Source organism: Agrobacterium sp. DKPNP3, assembly GCF_052686535.1.
Window position 1 is genome coordinate 1 of record NZ_JBQYSN010000006.1, and the last position, 17,184, is coordinate 17,184.

General features: G+C 59.4%; 14 protein-coding genes and 1 pseudogene. 13 read left to right on the plus strand and 2 right to left on the minus strand.

Annotated elements, in window-relative coordinates:
• The 13 genes and pseudogenes from ACUTJJ_RS02925 to ACUTJJ_RS02985 all read left to right on the plus strand — a co-directional run.
• Positions 1-130 (plus strand): annotated as a pseudogene (locus ACUTJJ_RS02925) (glycerol-3-phosphate ABC transporter ATP-binding protein); the annotation flags it as partial.
• Positions 127-1,053, plus strand: a complete 927-nt coding sequence (locus ACUTJJ_RS02930; RefSeq protein WP_445541236.1) for a carbohydrate ABC transporter permease — start codon at positions 127-129, stop codon at positions 1,051-1,053. The pseudogene ACUTJJ_RS02925 and the gene ACUTJJ_RS02930, both read left to right, overlap by 4 nt.
• A complete protein-coding gene (locus ACUTJJ_RS02935; protein ID WP_445541237.1) occupies positions 1,053-1,874 on the plus strand; it encodes a carbohydrate ABC transporter permease in 822 nt (273 codons plus the stop codon). Before ACUTJJ_RS02930 ends, ACUTJJ_RS02935 begins: the two co-directional genes overlap by 1 nt.
• Positions 1,875-1,916: 42 nt before the next feature.
• Positions 1,917-3,209: an ABC transporter substrate-binding protein gene (locus tag ACUTJJ_RS02940; protein ID WP_445541238.1), complete on the plus strand. Its 1,293-nt coding sequence runs from the start codon at positions 1,917-1,919 to the stop codon at positions 3,207-3,209.
• 66 nt (positions 3,210-3,275) lie between these two features.
• The gene (locus ACUTJJ_RS02945) at positions 3,276-4,076 is read left to right on the plus strand and encodes a phosphodiesterase (RefSeq protein ID WP_445541239.1); all 801 of its coding nucleotides are present in this window, start codon (positions 3,276-3,278) and stop codon (positions 4,074-4,076) included.
• A 296-nt stretch (positions 4,077-4,372) separates the two neighbouring features.
• Positions 4,373-5,869 (plus strand): acetyl-CoA hydrolase/transferase family protein, encoded by a 1,497-nt coding sequence (locus tag ACUTJJ_RS02950; protein WP_445541240.1) that lies wholly within the window; start codon positions 4,373-4,375, stop codon positions 5,867-5,869.
• A gap of 183 nt (positions 5,870-6,052) precedes the next feature.
• Positions 6,053-7,375 (plus strand): alpha/beta hydrolase, encoded by a 1,323-nt coding sequence (locus ACUTJJ_RS02955; RefSeq protein WP_445541241.1) that lies wholly within the window; start codon positions 6,053-6,055, stop codon positions 7,373-7,375.
• A gap of 130 nt (positions 7,376-7,505) precedes the next feature.
• Positions 7,506-8,543 (plus strand): 4-hydroxyproline epimerase, encoded by a 1,038-nt coding sequence (locus ACUTJJ_RS02960; protein ID WP_445541242.1) that lies wholly within the window; start codon positions 7,506-7,508, stop codon positions 8,541-8,543.
• Positions 8,544-8,655: 112 nt separating this feature from the next.
• A complete protein-coding gene (gene pyrC, locus ACUTJJ_RS02965; RefSeq protein ID WP_445541243.1) occupies positions 8,656-9,693 on the plus strand; it encodes a dihydroorotase in 1,038 nt (345 codons plus the stop codon).
• A gap of 147 nt (positions 9,694-9,840) precedes the next feature.
• Positions 9,841-10,539, plus strand: a complete 699-nt coding sequence (locus ACUTJJ_RS02970) for an orotate phosphoribosyltransferase (RefSeq protein ID WP_063949579.1) — start codon at positions 9,841-9,843, stop codon at positions 10,537-10,539.
• Between the two features lie 98 nt (positions 10,540-10,637).
• Positions 10,638-11,564 (plus strand): carbohydrate kinase family protein, encoded by a 927-nt coding sequence (locus tag ACUTJJ_RS02975; protein ID WP_445541244.1) that lies wholly within the window; start codon positions 10,638-10,640, stop codon positions 11,562-11,564.
• A 124-nt stretch (positions 11,565-11,688) separates the two neighbouring features.
• Positions 11,689-12,654: an acetylxylan esterase gene (locus ACUTJJ_RS02980; protein WP_445541245.1), complete on the plus strand. Its 966-nt coding sequence runs from the start codon at positions 11,689-11,691 to the stop codon at positions 12,652-12,654.
• Positions 12,651-13,379, plus strand: a complete 729-nt coding sequence (locus ACUTJJ_RS02985; protein WP_445541246.1) for an esterase family protein — start codon at positions 12,651-12,653, stop codon at positions 13,377-13,379. Before ACUTJJ_RS02980 ends, ACUTJJ_RS02985 begins: the two co-directional genes overlap by 4 nt.
• 62 nt (positions 13,380-13,441) lie before the next feature.
• Here the strand turns inward: ACUTJJ_RS02985 and pgi are convergent, their stop codons facing one another.
• A complete protein-coding gene (gene pgi / locus ACUTJJ_RS02990) occupies positions 13,442-15,067 on the minus strand; it encodes a glucose-6-phosphate isomerase (RefSeq protein ID WP_445541247.1) in 1,626 nt (541 codons plus the stop codon).
• Between the two features lie 127 nt (positions 15,068-15,194).
• Positions 15,195-16,907, minus strand: coding sequence for a long-chain fatty acid--CoA ligase (locus tag ACUTJJ_RS02995; RefSeq protein WP_445541248.1), 1,713 nt, complete (start codon positions 16,905-16,907; stop codon positions 15,195-15,197).
• Positions 16,908-17,184 lie beyond the last annotated feature (277 nt).

The following is a 17,184-nucleotide window of genomic DNA, read 5'->3' on the forward strand; positions in this document are numbered from 1 at the left end:
GGCGGGCGAGGCGTTGGGTGCCGACGCCAATGGCGTTTTGACTCTCGGCTTTGCGCCGGATCGTGCGCATCTTTTCGCAGCCGATGGCCTGCGTCGCAAGGTGATAGTGCGCGAACGGGTGCCGGCATGACGGCGGTTGATTTCTCCTCGGCTGCGCGCACGAAGGCGCGCCCGCGGCAGTCAAAGGCAGACCGGCGGATGATCTGGCGCGGCCTGATGTTTGCCGCACCCGCAAGCCTGCTGCTCCTCGCGATCTATATTGTCCCGATGGTCGTTCTGGCCGCTTTTTCTGTCACCGACTACCAGCTGGGTTCGCTCTCCACCCGCTTTGTCGGTCTGGGCAACTTCATCAAAGCGTTTCAGGACCCGGTTTTCCTGCGTGCGCTGATGAATACCGCCATCTATGCGCTCATCGTCATTCCCTTCGGCGTCTTTCTCGCGCTCGGCGCGGCTTTGCTTGTTTATAACCGCAAACGCAGCCGTGCTTTCTGGGAAGTGGCCTATTTCCTTCCCGTCACCGCAACGCTCGTCGCCATGGCGACTGTGTGGCAGTTCCTGCTGCACCCGTCGCTTGGGCCGGTGAACGCGGCAATCAAGTGGTTCGGTTTCGAACCGGTCGCGTTTCTCTCCAACCCCGTTCTCCTCATTCCGACCATGGCGCTGATGGGCGTCTGGCAGGTTCTGGGCTTCAACATGGTGCTCTTCCTCGCCGGCCTCACGGCCATTTCGAAGGATCTGCATGAGGCGGCGCGGCTGGATGGCGCCAGGAACCCGATCGACCGGTTTTTAACCGTCACATGGCCGATGCTGGGGCCGACGACCATGTTTGTGGTCGTTACCACCTCCATCTCTGCCTTCAAGGTGTTCGAAACGGTTGCCGTGCTGACCAAGGGCCGCTCCGGTTCCGAGACCCTGCTCTACGATCTTTATCTTGAAGGTTTCGAATATTCCAACACCGGTTATGCCGCTGCGCTGACGATCATCTTCCTCGCGATCGTGCTGATCCTGTCTATCGGCCAGACGCTGCATATGGACCGGAAGGTGCATTACTGATGGCCGCGTTCCGCAAATATCTCCCGCATCTCGTGCTTGCGCTCGGTGCTTTCGTAATGCTCCTGCCGTTCTATTGGATGGTGCTGACCTCGATCCGCTCGCCTGCGGAAATATTCGACGTCTCGCTCTGGCCGGTTCCGCAAAAATTCGACGCTGTCGATAACTATGCCCGGGCGGCAGGGCAGGTGCCGATGGCGCGCTTCATGCTGAACGGCGTCATCGTCTGCGGCGGCATTCTCGTCGTGCAGATCCTGACCTCGGTTCCCGCGGCCTATGCTCTGGCAAAGCTCCGCTTCCCCGGCCGCAAGCTGCTACTGGGCCTCGTCATTGCAGCGCTCTGCGTTCCAATTCAGGCGCTGGCGTTGCCGCTTTTTGTCGGTCTGGCCAAGACGCAGCTTCTCAACACCTACTTTGCGATGATGATGCCGTTCTTCCTTTCGGTTTTCGCCATCTTCCTGTTCAACCAGTCGTTCCGCAGCTACCCCGATGAAATCATCGAGGCTGCCCGCATGGACGGTTTTTCGGAAATGGAAATCTGCTGGGGGCTGGTGCTTCGCGGGTCCCTGCCGTCGCTTGCGGCTTTCTCGATCTTTTCGCTCGTTGCCCATTGGAACGATCTCTACTGGCCGATGATCGTCATTTCCGACACCAATCTCGCCCCGCCGCCGCTTGGCATGATGCTTTTCGCCGATGTCGAATCTGGCGCCAATTACGGTGCGCTGATGGCGGGCGCCACACTGATTACCGCGCCGATGGTGCTGTGCTTCCTCCTCGCACGGCGGCACTTCATCGCCGGTATTACCATGACCGGCGTCAAGTGACGCCGTTCAGATTTCTCCCTCCCAACCTCTCTGGAGACTGACATGAAACTCAACCGACGCGCTGTGATGGGCGGTCTGGCTCTTGGCATGGCTTTTGCTGGCCTCGGACAACCGGTTCTGGCCAACGAAATAACGCTCAATGTTCTTTACAACCTGCCGGGCTTCACCAAGTTTCATCAGCCGCTGGCCGATGAATTCATGAAGAAGAACCCGGACGTGAAGATCAACTTCCTCGCTCCGGCCGCCGGTTATAACGAAGGCCAGCAGCAGGTTCTGCGCTCTGCCGTCACAGGCAATCTGCCCGACGTTTACTTCTCTGGCTACAACCTGACGGCGGAACTGGTGCACACGCTGGCCCCGCGCAACCAGATCACCGATCTCGGCCCGTTCATTCAGGCTGAAGGCGGTCAGGCTTTCCTCGACAAGAACTACAGCCCCAAGATGGCCGCCCTCGGTCAGATCGATGGCAAGCAGTACGGCCTGCCGGTCAATGCATCCTCGCCGATCATCTACATCAACTCCGACCTCGTCACCAAGGCTGGCGGCGACCCGGACAAGATGCCGACGACCTTCCCTGAGCTGATCGCTCTCGCCAAGAAGATCAAGGCTCTCGACCCCAAATTTGCCGGCATGAGCTACGACATCAACGGCTGGCCGGATGACTGGCTGTGGCAGGCGCTCATTGTCGAACAGGGCGGCAAGCTCGTTGACGAGAAGACCAAGACCGTTGCCTTCGACAACGAGATCGGCCTCAACGCCCTGAAGATGACCCGCCAGTTCGTCACCGAAGGTGGCCAGAACCTGCTCGACTGGGATCAGTCGCGCCAGCAGTTCGGTGCAGGCCTCACCGGCTTCATCTTCTCCACGCCCGCTCACGTTCAGACGATCCAGGGCCTGGTTGGCGATCGCTTCAAACTGAAGACGGCGACCTTCCCGCTCGACAACAAGGAGAAGGGCGGCGTGCCGACCGGCGGCAACTCTGCCGTCATCCTGACGCAGGAAAAGGCCAAGCAGGATGCTGCCTGGAAATACCTGAAGTGGATCACCGGTCCGGAAGCGCAGAACACCATCGTTCGCATCACCGGTTACCTGCCGACCAACAAGCTGGCCACCGGCCCGGACTTCCTCGCGCCTTATTATGTCGAGAACCCGAATGTGAAGACCGCTTCGCTTCAGGCTGACCGTTCGCTCCCCTGGGCCGGTTATCCGGGCGGCGATTCCGTCCGCATCTGGCGCACCCAGCGTGACATCATCGGCACTGTCATGCGCGGTGAAGTAACGCCGGAAGCGGGTCTCAAGCAGATTGTCGAGCAGACCAACGCCCTGCTGAAATAAGCAGAGCCATGAAAGACGCTGCGGGGAAATCCGTTCCCGCAGCCATTTTGCGCAGAAAGACCTCTTATGAAGATCATCCAGATCACCGATACCCATCTTCTGCCGCCCGGCATCGCGATAAACGGCGTGGACCCGGAAAAGCAGCTGCGCGCGGCAATCGCCGATATCGTTGAAAAACAAGCCGATGCCGATCTTCTTGTCATGACGGGGGATCTTTGCAATTACGGCGAGCCGGAAGCCTATGAGCTGCTGCGTGATATCCTTGCGCCCGTCTCCATTCCCACACGGTTGATGCTCGGCAATCATGATCGCCGCCCGGAATTCGTCGCCGCCTTTCCGGAACAGCCGCGTGACGATAACGGCTATATCCAGTCCTTCATCGATACCGAATTCGGCCGGCTGCTGTTTCTCGACAGCCATGAGGCCGATGTGATCGGCGGTATGTATGGTGCGGATCGTCTGGCATGGCTGGAGAGTGCGCTGGAAAGCGCTGGCGATCTGCCGGTAACGGTGTTCGTTCATCATCCTCCGATGGATTGCGGCATCCGCCATTTCGAACATATCGGCATGCATGATGACGGTGCTGTCATGCGCCGTCTCACCGCTCATCCGGCCGGTATACGTCATATCATTTTTGGCCATATCCATGTGCCGATGGCAGGTACGACCGCCGAAGGTATCGCCTACAGCTCCGGCCAGGCCTGCGCGCATCGCTTCATCACCGATATCGATGTCGTCGATCCTCTATGGACGGGTGGCAATCCCTGTTACCGGGTCATAAGCCTTGGTGCATTCGGCCTGCGTGCCTATGACGCGGAAGTTGGGCAGGCCGTTCTGGGCCAGGCACCCGTTTGCGAAGGCCCCTGACCAGCGGTGATTCTTCGGACTGCGATGAGGCGCCTTCGCCTCGTCGCTTGCCCGCGAGGCAGAGGTCTGGCGGAAGTGCTGTGCAACCGGGCGGCTGCGATCGTCTGAAGACCCCACGGCCTGTCGCGCCGATGCACCACTTCCGATCTGTTGAACGGGATTTGCTGCGCCAAAGCCATAGTTCCGTTCAAACTCTTGATCTATGTCAGTTTCATCGGTGAAACTGCACGCCATAGTCGTCGCGAGATGGTCGACCAAATGCCGTGCCATCGTGATGACAGGTCATGGAGAAGTGCATGCTTGAAAAGCGTATCCGCAACGCGTCCCTCTTGAGCAGGATCGTCAGTGCCGAAGAGGCCGCCAGTCTCATTCAGGATGGCATGACGGTGGGCATGAGCGGTTTTACGCGCGCCGGTGAAGCCAAGGCCGTGCCGCTGGCGCTGGCCGAGCGCGCCAAGACCAACCCCATGAAAATTACCCTGATGACCGGCGCCTCCCTCGGCAACGATCTCGACAAGACCATGGTCGAGGCCGGCATGCTGGCGCGCCGCATGCCGTTCCAGTCCGATCCGGCTCTGCGCAAGGCGATCAATGACGGCAGGGTGATGTTCATCGATCAGCATCTTTCCGAAACGGTGGAGCAATTGCGCGGCGGCCAGATCCACGGCGTCGATATCGCCATCGTTGAAGCAGTTGCGATTACGGCAGACGGCGGCATCGTGCCCACTACCTCCGTCGGCAATTCCGCAAGCTTCGCGATCCTGGCCGATAAGGTCATTGTCGAGATCAACCTGTCCCAGCCCGAGGTGCTCGAAGGGTTACATGACATTTTCATTCCCGCCAAACGCCCGACCCGTATGCCCATTCCCGTGGTCGCGACGGATAGCCGTGTCGGCCTGCCCTTTATTCCGGTGCCGCCGGAAAAGATCGCCGCCATCGTGCTGAGCGACAAGAGCGACAGTTTTTCGACGGTGCTGCCGCCTGATGACGAGACAAAGGCGATTGCCGGGCATCTCACGGAGTTCCTGCTGAACGAGGTCCGTCACGGCCGCATGACCCACGAACTCCAGCCGTTGCAGGCAGGCATCGGCACCATCGCCAATGCCGTTATGCATGGCTTCATCGATACGCCGTTTCATGATCTGAAAATGTATTCGGAGGTTCTTCAGGATTCGACCTTCGAACTGTTCGATGCGGGCAAGCTCACCTTCGCCTCCGGTTCGTCAATTACGCTCTCTTCCGCCATGAACGAAAAGGTCATGCCGCGTCTTGCAGACTACAAGAGCAGGTTGATCCTGCGCCCGCAGGAGGTGAGCAATCACCCGGAAGTCATCCGCCGTCTCGGCATCATCGGCATCAACACAGCCCTGGAATTCGATATTTTCGGGAACGTCAATTCCACCCATGTCGGCGGAACCCATATGATGAACGGCATTGGCGGTTCCGGCGATTTTGCCCGTAATGCCTATATGTCCATTTTTGTTACCAAGTCGATCGCCAAGGGTGGCGCGATCTCAAGCGTGGTGCCGATGGTCAGCCATGTCGATCACACCGAACATGATGTCGATATTCTCGTCACCGAAACGGGCCTCGCAGACCTGCGCGGTCTCGCCCCCCGCGAGCGCGCCGCTGTCATCATCGCCAATTGCGTCCATCCGGATTATCGCGATGCGCTGGCTGACTATTATCACCGGGCGACAGCGCGGGGCGGGCACACGCCGCATCTCATCGAAGAGGCGCTGTCGTGGCATGAGGCGCTGCGGGAAAAGGGCACGATGCGACCTCAGCAATAGGCGTTGAAGCAGGGTGTCCACTTACCGTTCTTTCGACCGGCAATTGGGTCCGTTTGGACACACCGATGGGGAAAGTGCCCGCTACTCCACTTAGGTTGCTGGCGCGACTGTTCCGCCTCCGGTAGAAAATCCTCTCCACCCAGCCGCTATCGAGCTGCCTCAGGGTTGCAGGAGAGTGATGTGATGCCCCTTCGCTTCGTCGCCATGATCGCGATTGTCGCCCTGCTTGCCGGTTGCGGCGGGCGGCCGATCGGCGTGATGACGCCAACGGGACAAACTGTGGCTGGCACGACGCCGGTCAATCTCCTCGTTGCGACAACGCGCGCGCCTTCCGAAAATCCCGCGGTTCTTTTCGGCGGCGAGCGGGGAACGGGGCTGAAGGTCGATGCGGTCACGGTCTCCATTCCGCCTGCCGCCAACCGCAAGGTCGGTCAAGTGCAATGGCCGAAAAAACTGCCACCCAATCCGCTGAAGGATTTTACCACGGTTGCGATTGAGCCGATCCGCTCCGAAGCCGAAACCAGAAGCTGGATCAGTAAGCATATCGCCAAGGACCGCCGGGTGCTGGTCTTCGTGCATGGTTTCAACAATCGTTACGAAGAATCCGTCTATCGTTTCGCCCAGATCGTCCATGATTCCGGCACGGATGTCGTGCCTGTCGTGTTTACCTGGCCGTCGCGCGCGAGCATCTTCGACTATAATTACGATAAGGAAAGCACCAACTATTCCCGCGATTCGCTGGAGGAGATGCTGACGCGGTTGGCGAAAGACAAATCCATTCGCGAAGTCACCGTCATGGCCCATTCCATGGGCACCTGGCTTGCGGTGGAGGCACTGCGCCAGATGGTCATCCGCAACGGCCGCGTCGATCCCAAGATCAGCAACGTCATTCTGGCGGCGCCGGATCTCGATGTGGACGTCTTCAGTCGGCAATTCACCAGCCTCGGCAAGATGCCGCCGAAATTCACGCTCTTCGTCTCGCAGGATGATCGCGCGCTCAGCCTGTCGCGCCGCATTTCCGGCAATGTCGATCGCCTCGGTCAGATCGATCCCTCCGTCGAGCCCTATCGCAGCCAGCTGGAAAAGGCCGGCATCACGGTTCTCGATCTCACCAAGCTGCAATCCGGTGATCGCCTGAACCACGGCAAGTTTGCTGAGAGCCCCGAGGTCGTCCGCCTGATCGGCGACCGTCTTATCGCCGGCCAGACGGTGACGGATTCGGATGTCGGGCTGGGAGAAGCGCTGGGCGCGGTCAGCATCGGTGCCGCGCAAACCGTCGGAACGGCAGCCAGCGTGGTGGTCAGCGCGCCGATTGCGGTCTTCGATCCGCGCACGCGGGAGAATTATGGCAGGCAGGTGGAGCGGCTTGGCCGATCCGTCGAAAACACCGTCGGATCGGTGGGTGATACGGCCGGTTCCGTGGTGGACGATCAGGCGCTTCAGTCTTCCAGGGTCAACTGCGATGCTGCCGCCAATCGAAACCGGGCGGAGTGCCGGAGTCGCTAAAGCCCCGTTGCGGCCAGAGCGTGGCGAGAACGTCAGGCGTTTTTGTCATCGCGCCTCCGCGGATTTGTATACAGCTTGTATTTTTATCTGTATGGTTGGGCTAACAACCCCACTTCCGGAGTAGACCCCCATGCGTTGGAAACGCACCCTCCAGCTTCTCGATGTCCATTGCGAAGGCGAAATCGGCCGTGTCGTCACCGGCGGCGCGCCGAAAATTCCCGGCAACACGGTGGCCGAGCAATTGCATTGGATGAACACCGATCCGCAAGGGGAAGCCTTGCGCCGCTTCCTGACGCTGGAGCCGCGTGGCACGCCGATGGGATCAGTCAATCTTCTCCTGCCGCCGAAGCATCCGGAGGCGCACGCCGCCTTCGTTATCCTCCAGCCGGATCAGGCGCATGCCAGTTCGGGTTCGAATTCCATTTGCGCGACGACGGCGCTTCTGGAAAGCGGCATGGTGGAGATGCAGGAGCCGGAAACTGTTATCATTCTCGAAACGGCCGCTGGTCTCGTCAAAGCAACGGCCACCTGCCGCGACGGTCGTTGCGAAAAGGTCAAGCTGACCATGGTGCCGTCCTTCGTGCATGAGCTCGATGTCAGCATCGACACGCCCGAATGGGGCAGGGTGACGATGGATATTTCCTACGGTGGCATTTTTTATGCGCTGGTCGATGTCCGCCAGATTGGCCGCACCATCGAAAAGAGCAATGCCGCGAAGCTGGTCTCGGCGGGCATGATCCTGAAAGACCTGGTGAACCGCGAAATGACCGTTGTGCATCCGGAAATCCCGGCCATATCAGGCGTTGCCTATGTGATGTTCCGTGATGTGGATGCGGATGGCTCCATCCGCACCTGCACCACCATGTGGCCGGGCCGGGCGGATCGTTCGCCCTGCGGCACCGGCAATTCCGCCAATCTCGCCACGCTATATGCGCGCGGCAAGGTGAAGGTGGGAGACGAGTATAAATCCCGCTCTATCATCGGTTCGGAATTCGATGTCGGCCTTTCCGCCGTGACCGAAGTGGCCGGCCGTCCAGCCGTCATTCCCACCATTGCCGGGCGCGGCTTTACCTTCGGTCTGCATCAGGTCGGCCTCGATCCCTTCGACCCGTTGGCCGATGGTTTCGCCATGACCGATGTCTGGGGTCCGGAAGCGGGCAACATCTGAAGCGCTTTCCAAAAAAATGACATTTACAGCTGCCCGAAGGTCTCTGGCGGCTGTTTTCCCGCGACAAAAGATGCTAAGCGGGCGCAATTCCATCATGCTCCGAGGTATCCCGATGAAGTCGCTCACCCTGCGCCGCCCTGATGACTGGCATCTGCATCTTCGTGATGGCGCCATGCTGGAAGGGGTGATCGGGGATACGAGCCGCCATTTCGCACGCGCCATCATCATGCCGAACCTGGTGCCACCCGTTGTCACCACAGCCGATGCCCGCGCCTATCGCGAGCGCATCGTCAAGGCGATCCCGGCGGGCGATCGCTTCGAGCCCCTGATGACCCTCTATCTGACAGAGGATACCGACGCCGACGACGTGGAAGAGGGCAAAAAAAGCGGCCTCATCACTGCCGTGAAGCTCTACCCCGCCGGTGCCACAACCAATTCCCACGGCGGTGTCCGCGATTTCAACAAGGCGATGCCGGTGCTGGAGCGCATGGCGAAGATCGGTCTGCCGCTCTGCGTGCATGGCGAAGTGACAACGCCGGAAGTCGATATTTTCGACCGCGAGAAGGTCTTCATCGAGACGGTTCTGGAGCCGCTGCGCCAGCGCCTACCGGAACTGAAGGTGACGATGGAGCACATCACCACCCTAGATGGCGTCGACTATATCAAGTCTTCCAAGGCCAATCTGGCCGGCTCCATCACCACCCATCATCTCATCATCAACCGCAACGCCATTCTGGTTGGCGGCATCAAGCCACATTATTACTGCCTGCCCGTCGCCAAGCGCGAGGAGCACAGGCTGGCGCTGCGGGCTGCCGCGACATCGGGTGACGCGCGCTTCTTCCTCGGTACGGATTCCGCCCCGCATGTGGATCCGCTGAAGGAATGCGCCTGCGGCTGCGCCGGCATCTACACGTCCATCAATACGATGAGCTGCCTTGCCCATGTCTTTGAGGACGAAAACGCCCTCGACAAGCTGGAGGCCTTCGCCTCGCTGAATGGTCCCGCCTGGTATGGGCTCACGCCGAATGAGGAGACGATCACGCTGGTCAAGCGTGACGAGCCAGTGTCATTCCCGGCCAAGATCGAAACGGGCGCCGGGCCGGTGACCGTATTCGACCCGATGTTCCCGCTTCACTGGGACGTGAACTGATTTTATGACCGCCGGCACTGCCGGCGGTTTTGTTATGGTCTGCCGGCACCTCGGCGGGCGACGACATGCCGAACAATGATGCGTAATTTCCCGAGCGCCCAACCGGGCTTTCGGAGCGAGAAACCAGGGCCTAAAAGGAGAACGCCTATGAACCATTTCACATTCACCGACCGCACCGTCGTCGCGGAACTGGTTGCGAAGATGTTGTGGGAAATCAAGGCGGTCCATTTTAATTCAGAAAGCCCCTATACCTTCGCGTCGGGCATGAAGAGCCCAGTGTACATCGACATGCGCAAGCTCATCTCCTTCCCGCGCATCCGCTCGGCGGCGATGGATTTCGCCGCGGCGGCTGTCATGCGGGAGGCCGGTTTCGAGAAATTCGACTGTGTCGCCGGCGGTGAAACGGCGGGCATTCCCTTTGCCGCTTTCCTTGCCGAGCGCCTCGGCCTGCCGATGATCTATTGCCGCAAGAAGCCGAAAGGCCATGGCCGCAACGCTCAGATCGAAGGCCATATGCCGGAAGGCGCTCGCGTTCTGGTCATCGAGGATCTGACGACGGCGGGCGGCTCGATGTTCACCTTCATCGACGCCATCCGTGCGGCGGGCGGCATTGTGGATCACGGTATCGCGCTCTTTTATTACGGCATCTTCGAAGAGGCCGAAGCGCGCTTCGCCAATGGCAATGTCAAGCTGCATTACCTGACCACCTGGCGCGATGTTCTGGCGGTCGCCCGCACCGAAAAACTGTTCGACGAAAAGACCCTGTCGGAGGTCGAAGCCTTCCTCGATAACCCCTTGCCATGGTCGGCAAAGCACGGCGGCGTCAGCGAATTGCCGCAATCTTAATTTCGGATGCGGGCGGCCAGCTTGTGGCTGGCCTTCCGATCCATCTTCGTCTAAATCGATTTAAGTCCATTTGATTTGCTGTTTTGAGGAGGACCGTAATGATCCTGTGTTGTGGTGAAGCCCTGATCGACATGCTGCCCCGGCAGACGACGCTGGGAGAGGCGGGTTTTGCCCCCTATGCAGGCGGTGCGGTCTTCAACACGGCCATTGCGCTGGGACGTCTCGGCGTTCCCTCCGCCTTTTTCACTGGTCTTTCCGACGACATGATGGGCGATATCCTGCGTGAAACCCTGCGTGCCAGCAAGGTGGATTTCAGCTATTGCGCCACTCTTTCGCGCCCCACCACCATCGCCTTCGTGAAGCTGGTGGATGGACATGCGACCTATGCCTTCTATGACGAGAACACCGCTGGCCGGATGATCACCGATGCCGAGCTTCCGGCACTGGGTGCCGATTGCGAAGCGCTGCATTTCGGCGCCATCAGCCTCATTCCAGAACCCTGCGGAAGCACCTATGAAGCGCTGATGACGCGCGAGCACGAAAGCCGCGTCATCTCGCTCGATCCGAATATTCGTCCCGGCTTCATCAAGGACAAGCAGTCCCACATGGCCCGCATCCGCCGCATGGCGGCCATGTCGGATATCGTCAAATTCTCGGATGAGGACCTCGCCTGGTTCGGTCTGGAAGGCGATGAGGATACGCTTGCCCGCCATTGGCTGCACCATGGTGCGAAACTGGTCGTCGTTACCCGTGGCGCCAAGGGTGCCGTGGGCTACACCTCGGGTCTGAAGGTCGAAGTCGCCTCTGAACGCGTCGAGGTCGTGGACACCGTTGGCGCGGGTGACACATTTGACGCCGGCATTCTGGCTTCGCTGAAAATGCAGGGGCTTCTCACCAAGGCGCAGGTGGCGTCACTGACGGAAGAACAGATCAGAAAGGCGCTTGCGCTCGGTGCAAAGGCGGCGGCAGTCACCGTTTCGCGGGCCGGGGCAAATCCGCCCTTTGCGCATGAAATTGGTCTCTAACCGGCGTGGTTGAGCCATTTTGACAAGGTGATTCAACACTCTACCCGGCGTTAAAGCCGTAAAAAGCCGCTTTCGCAGCATTATCGCGCTTGTCTCAGCGGTTTTTTCGCGAAACAAGCGTCGTATGAGTGTACCGAAGACCCACCCTTTCGATTTCGACCCGACCTATGGCATGCAGCGCGAGCGGTTGCTCGCCATCACGCCCCCTGAAGCGCCACCCGGTTTCGATGACTTTTGGGAGAAGCGCTACCGCCGCGCGCTCGCAACTGATCCGCGCCCGGTCCTGCGACGGAGCAAGCTGAGCGATCGCCGTTGGCAGGTCCTCGATCTGACCTACACCTCCACCGACGGTTTCCGTATCGGCGGATGGCTGCTGTTGCCGCGCGAAGGACAGGTCCGCCGCGGCCTGGTCGTGGGCCACGGTTATGGCGGGCGTGGCGAGCCGGATTTCGATGTGCCGGTGGAAGAGACGGCCGTGCTGTTTCCCTGTTTTCGGGGCATTTCGCTGAGTGCCTGTCCGCCGATTTCACCTGATCCGGCGCGTCACGTTCTCTATAACATCGAGCGGAAAGACGATTATATCATCGGAGGCTGTGTCGATGACCTCTGGATCGGGGTGTCGACGCTCGTCAGCCTCTATCCCTGGGTGGAAGGGCAGGTGGGCTATAGCGGCATCAGCTTTGGTGGTGGTATAGGCGCTCTGGCGATCCCTTATGATAAGCGCATCGACCGTGGCCATCTCGTCGTGCCGACCTTCGGCCACCGGCCGTTCTGGCTGACCCTGCCTACCGTCGGCAGCGCGGATGCGGTCCAGACCCATCAGAAGACCCATGCCGATGTGCTCGAAACCCTGCGCCTGTTCGATGCCGCCTGTGCCGCAACTCGAATAAAGGTGCCGATGCTGGTGGCGCCCGCGCTCTTCGATCCGGCCGTGGCGCCTCCCTGCCAGTTCGCGGTGGCCAATGCTCTGCCAGAATCGAAATTTAATGAAATCTTCATCCTCGACGCCGGACATTTCGATTACCCTGACAGCGCATCGCAAGATGCGGTCCATAAGGACAAGGTCAGACGGTTTTTCAAGGTGTCATGAAACGCGAATATTTCCGCTGGTATAGTCACAGGCTCCATCGCGACATGGAGCTCCTGATATTCGGTCATGCCGGCGCGAAGGTGCTGATGTTCCCGACCCGCGACGGGCGCTTCTTCGAATATGAGGAATTGGGTATCGTTGACAGTCTTTCCGACAAGCTGGAGGCAAGCCACCTCCAGCTTTATTGTATAGAGGGTCTGGCAAGGGAAAGTTTCTACGCGGGCCATAACCATCCCGCCGACCGTGTGCGCCGTCATGCCGCACTTGAGGCCTATATTCTCAACGAAGTGCTGCCGCTGATGGCCCAGAAAAATCCTGATGGCAGCACCATTGTCCAAGGCTGCAGCCTCGGTGCCTTTCAGGCCGCCAGCCTCGTCTTCCGCCACCCGCATCTCTTCACCAAGCTCGTCGCCTTTTCCGGCCGCTATGACCTGACGATGAGGGTGGAATCCTTTGGTGATCTGTTCGACGGCTATTATGACGACGACGTCTATTTCCACATGCCGAGCCACTTTCTTCCCGGGCTAAACTGCCCGTGGCGGCTGGAACAACTGCGCCGCATCGACATGGTCTTCACCATCGGCGATGCCGACCAGTTTCTGGATAACAACCAACATCTGAGCCGACTGCTTTCGGACAAACAGGTGGGACATCAGATGCATGTCTGGGAAGGCCGCGCCCATCGGGCGAGCGCGTGGCGCAGGATGGCGAAGCTTTATATTTGAGCGACGGCATTAAAAAAAGCCGGTGACGTCCCCGGCTTTTTAGATCGCGGTCGTAACGACTCTCAGCTGGCAAGTCCTGCCAGCGCCTTCACCAGCCCCTGCGTCGAGCTGTCATGGCCGGCAGCACTTTCCTTGCCTTCGACCACTGGAAGCAGGCCGGTTGCCAGTTCCTTGCCAAGCTCCACGCCCCATTGGTCGAAGGAGTTGATGCGGAACAGTACGCCTTCAACGAAGACTCGGTGTTCATAGAGCGCGATGAGGCGGCCAAGCGCAAAAGGCGTCAGCTTGTCGTAAACGAAGGTGATGGAGGGGCGATTGCCGGTGAAGACACGGTGCGGCGCGATGAAATCGGCTTGGCTGTCTTCCATGCCCTTGGAGGTGAGCTGCGCCTTTGCCTCGGCAAGCGTGCGACCCTTCATCAGCGCTTCCGACTGCGCGAGGCAATTGGCGATGAGAAGCTGGTGCTGGTGGCGCAACGCCGGCTCAAAACCATTCGCGGCGATCATGAATTCCGCCGGAATGACGCTCGTACCCTGGTGGATCAGCTGGTAGAAAGCGTGCTGACCATTCGTGCCGGGTTCGCCCCAGACCACCGGGCCGGACTGGCCTGCCACTGGTGTGCCGTCAATGGTAACGCCCTTGCCATTGGATTCCATGTCCAGCTGCTGGAGATAGGCCGGGAAGCGGGATAGGCGCTGGTCATAGGGCAGGATCGCGCGCGTCGGATAGTCCAGCACGTTACGGTTATAAAAGCCGATGAGACCGAGCAGCATCGGCAGGTTTTCGCGGATCGGCGCCTCTTGGAAGTGGCGATCCATGGCGTGGGCGCCATCCAGGAACTTGCCGAAATTGTCCGGCCCGATGGCGATCATCAGCGGCAAGCCGATTGCCGACCAGATCGAATAACGTCCGCCCACCCAGTCCCAGAAACCGAAGATGCGGTCGCTTTCGATACCGAAGGCAGCAACCTTGTCCAGCGCGGTGGAGACGGCGGCGAAGTGATGCTTGACGGCATCTTCACCCAGCTTTTCGGCGATGAAACGGCGCGCGGTGGCGGCATTCGTCATCGTTTCGATGGTGGTGAAGGTCTTCGACGCCACGATGAAGAGCGAGGTTTCCGGGTCGATAAGCTTCAGCGTATCGGCAATATGCGCTCCATCGATATTCGAAACGAAATGCGCGCGCGGGCCGTCATGGAAAGGCGCAAGCGCCAGCGTCGCCATGACCGGGCCGAGATCGGAACCGCCAATGCCGATATTGATGACGTCTGTGATTTTTTTGCCCGTCGCGCCTTTGAGTGAACCGGAACGGATCGCGTCGGCAAACTTGCCCATGGCCGCCAGCACGGCGTTCACATCGGGCATCACGTCCTTGCCGTCAACGAAAACGGGCGTGTTGGAGCGATTGCGTAGCGCCGTATGCAGCACGGCGCGGTCTTCGGTGAAGTTGATGGCCTTGCCGGAGAACATCTCCTCGCGTTTGGCCTCGACACCGCCCTCACTGGCAAGCTGCTCGAGAAGCGCGACGATCTCCTCGTTAACGGCGCACTTGGAGTAGTCCATCAGCAGGTCATCGAATCTAACGCTGAAACGGCTGAATCTCTTGTCGTCGGCCGCAAAAGCGGCGCGCAGATCGGTTGCGGCTGTGCTGCTCGCCGTTGCTTTCAATTTTTCGATGGTGGCCTGCATCTTATGCTCCTCGGCTTCCGTGGAAGGATGAGGAAACTATTCTTTTTCAAGCGGCCAAATCAAGGCGACTTCGACAAAGAAAGGCGCCTGCACAAAAGAAAGGAGCCGGCTTCCCGGCTCCGTAGGCTTAATTCAGATTGCGCAATTCGCGCCGCAAAATCTTGCCGACATTCGATTTCGGCAGCTCGGTGCGGAACTCGATGATTTTCGGCCGTTTGTAATTCGTCAGGTTCTTGGCGCAGTAAGCCTTGAGCTCTGCCTCCGTCAGCGACTGGTCCTTCTTGACGACGAAGAGCTTGACGGTTTCACCGGAATGCTCATCCGGAACGCCGATCGCCGCGCATTCCAGCACGCCCGGATGGCCAGCGGCCACTTCTTCCACCTCATTCGGATAAACGTTGAAGCCCGAGACCAGGATCATGTCCTTCTTGCGATCAACGATCTTGGTGTAACCGCGCTCGTCCATAAACCCCATGTCGCCGGAGCGGAAGAAGCCATCCGGCGTCATCGCTTTTGCGGTTTCGTCCGGGCGCTGCCAATAGCCAGCCATGACCTGCGGTCCGCGGATGCAAATCTCGCCAACGTCGCCCGCTGGCAGGCTATTGCCATCCTCGTCGCGAATATCGATCTCGGTGGAGGAGATAGGCAAGCCGATTGTGCCGCTGAACTCCGTTGTGTCCAGTCGGTTGACGGTGGCAACGGGTGAGGTTTCCGAGAGCCCGTAACCCTCGGCGATCGGGCAGCCCACAACGGAAAGCCAGCGTTCGGCAACCGGTCTTTGCACTGCCATTCCGCCACCGAGAACCAGAATCAGTGACGACAGGTCTAGCTTGCGGAAATCCTCATTGTTCATGAGCGCGTTGAAAAGCGTGTTGATGCCCGGGAAGATATGCGGTTGATAATGCGACAATTCTTTCACGAAGCCGGGAATATCGCGCGGATTGGCGATCAGCAGATTATGGCCGCCAAGCGCAATGCCCATCAGCGAGTTCACCGTCAGCGCAAAGATGTGGCAGAGCGGCAGCGCGCAGATGAAGTTGAGAACTTCGGGACGATCCTTGCGGCCGTTGAAGGCGGCGTCCAGCCAGAGGCTGATCTGCGCCTTGTTGGCGAGAAGATTGGCGTGTGTCAGGACTGCGCCTTTGGATACACCCGTTGTGCCGCCGGTATATTGCAGGAAGGCGATGTCCTGCGCTGTCAGACTGACCGGCTTCAGCGAATGTCCATGGCCATCCTTCAGCATGTCCTTGAAGGTCACGCAGCCGGGAATGGCATAGGCGGGAACCAGTTTTTTCACCTTGCGGACTACGAGATTGACGATGTGGCCCTTGAAGCCAAGCAGATCGCCCATCGCTGCAACGACCACATGCCTTACTGCGGTTTTCGGCACGGCCTGTTGCGCCACATGGGCAAAATTCTCAAGCACGAAGAGGGCCTTCGCGCCTGAATCCTTCAGCTGGTGCTCCAGCTCGCGGGGGGTATAGAGCGGATTGACGTTCACCACGATCATGCCCGCCCGCAGGATGCCATAGACCGCAACGGGGTTCTGCAGGATGTTTGGCATCATCACCGCAACGCGGTCGCCTTTTTCCAGACCACGCGATTGCAGCCAGGCCGCCACGGCGCGGGTCTGCGTTTCCAGCTCACGGTAGGTCAGTGATTTGCCCATGCTGCTGAAGGCTTTGCGATCAGCGAACTGGGCGCAGCTCTTTTCAAGAAGCTGGACGAGGGAAGCGTTCGGCGATGCGGGAATTTCGGCAGGCACGCCGGGCGGATAAGACGCGAGCCAGCGCTTTTCGATGCCGGCATTTACCGTCTGTCCCAGGGACAATTCACTCATGCTGCTCTCCCAGAGTCTGTGTCTCGCGGGCATTCCCGAGAATGCATTGTTTCGCGTTTCCGCCGCCTTTACTCACGAGGCGCCGCAACAACCGGTTTTAAGCGGGATCGCGGACGCTTCATGTCGCGCCACCGGATAGACCGCTCCTCTCGCTCTCCGGCAGCAAATGATAGACTCCTAATATCTTGACGTCCATCACATCACGAAACCTATTTAACTCTAACGTAAACGTCAATATTGCTGCCGCACATCTCCCCAACTCGTGAAGCGGGCTGAT

Coding starts and splice junctions, on each gene's coding strand:
- ACUTJJ_RS02930 (WP_445541236.1), top strand. CDS start 127: ATGACGGCGGTTGATTTCTCCTCGGCTGCGCGCACGAAGGCGCGCCCG.
- pgi (WP_445541247.1), bottom strand. CDS start 15,067: ATGCAGGCCACCATCGAAAAATTGAAAGCAACGGCGAGCAGCACAGCC.
- ACUTJJ_RS02970 (WP_063949579.1), top strand. CDS start 9,841: ATGAACCATTTCACATTCACCGACCGCACCGTCGTCGCGGAACTGGTT.
- ACUTJJ_RS02955 (WP_445541241.1), top strand. CDS start 6,053: ATGCCCCTTCGCTTCGTCGCCATGATCGCGATTGTCGCCCTGCTTGCC.
- ACUTJJ_RS02980 (WP_445541245.1), top strand. CDS start 11,689: ATGAGTGTACCGAAGACCCACCCTTTCGATTTCGACCCGACCTATGGC.
- ACUTJJ_RS02975 (WP_445541244.1), top strand. CDS start 10,638: ATGATCCTGTGTTGTGGTGAAGCCCTGATCGACATGCTGCCCCGGCAG.
- ACUTJJ_RS02985 (WP_445541246.1), top strand. CDS start 12,651: ATGAAACGCGAATATTTCCGCTGGTATAGTCACAGGCTCCATCGCGAC.
- ACUTJJ_RS02995 (WP_445541248.1), bottom strand. CDS start 16,907: ATGAGTGAATTGTCCCTGGGACAGACGGTAAATGCCGGCATCGAAAAG.
- ACUTJJ_RS02945 (WP_445541239.1), top strand. CDS start 3,276: ATGAAGATCATCCAGATCACCGATACCCATCTTCTGCCGCCCGGCATC.
- ACUTJJ_RS02940 (WP_445541238.1), top strand. CDS start 1,917: ATGAAACTCAACCGACGCGCTGTGATGGGCGGTCTGGCTCTTGGCATG.
- pyrC (WP_445541243.1), top strand. CDS start 8,656: ATGAAGTCGCTCACCCTGCGCCGCCCTGATGACTGGCATCTGCATCTT.
- ACUTJJ_RS02960 (WP_445541242.1), top strand. CDS start 7,506: ATGCGTTGGAAACGCACCCTCCAGCTTCTCGATGTCCATTGCGAAGGC.
- ACUTJJ_RS02935 (WP_445541237.1), top strand. CDS start 1,053: ATGGCCGCGTTCCGCAAATATCTCCCGCATCTCGTGCTTGCGCTCGGT.
- ACUTJJ_RS02950 (WP_445541240.1), top strand. CDS start 4,373: ATGCTTGAAAAGCGTATCCGCAACGCGTCCCTCTTGAGCAGGATCGTC.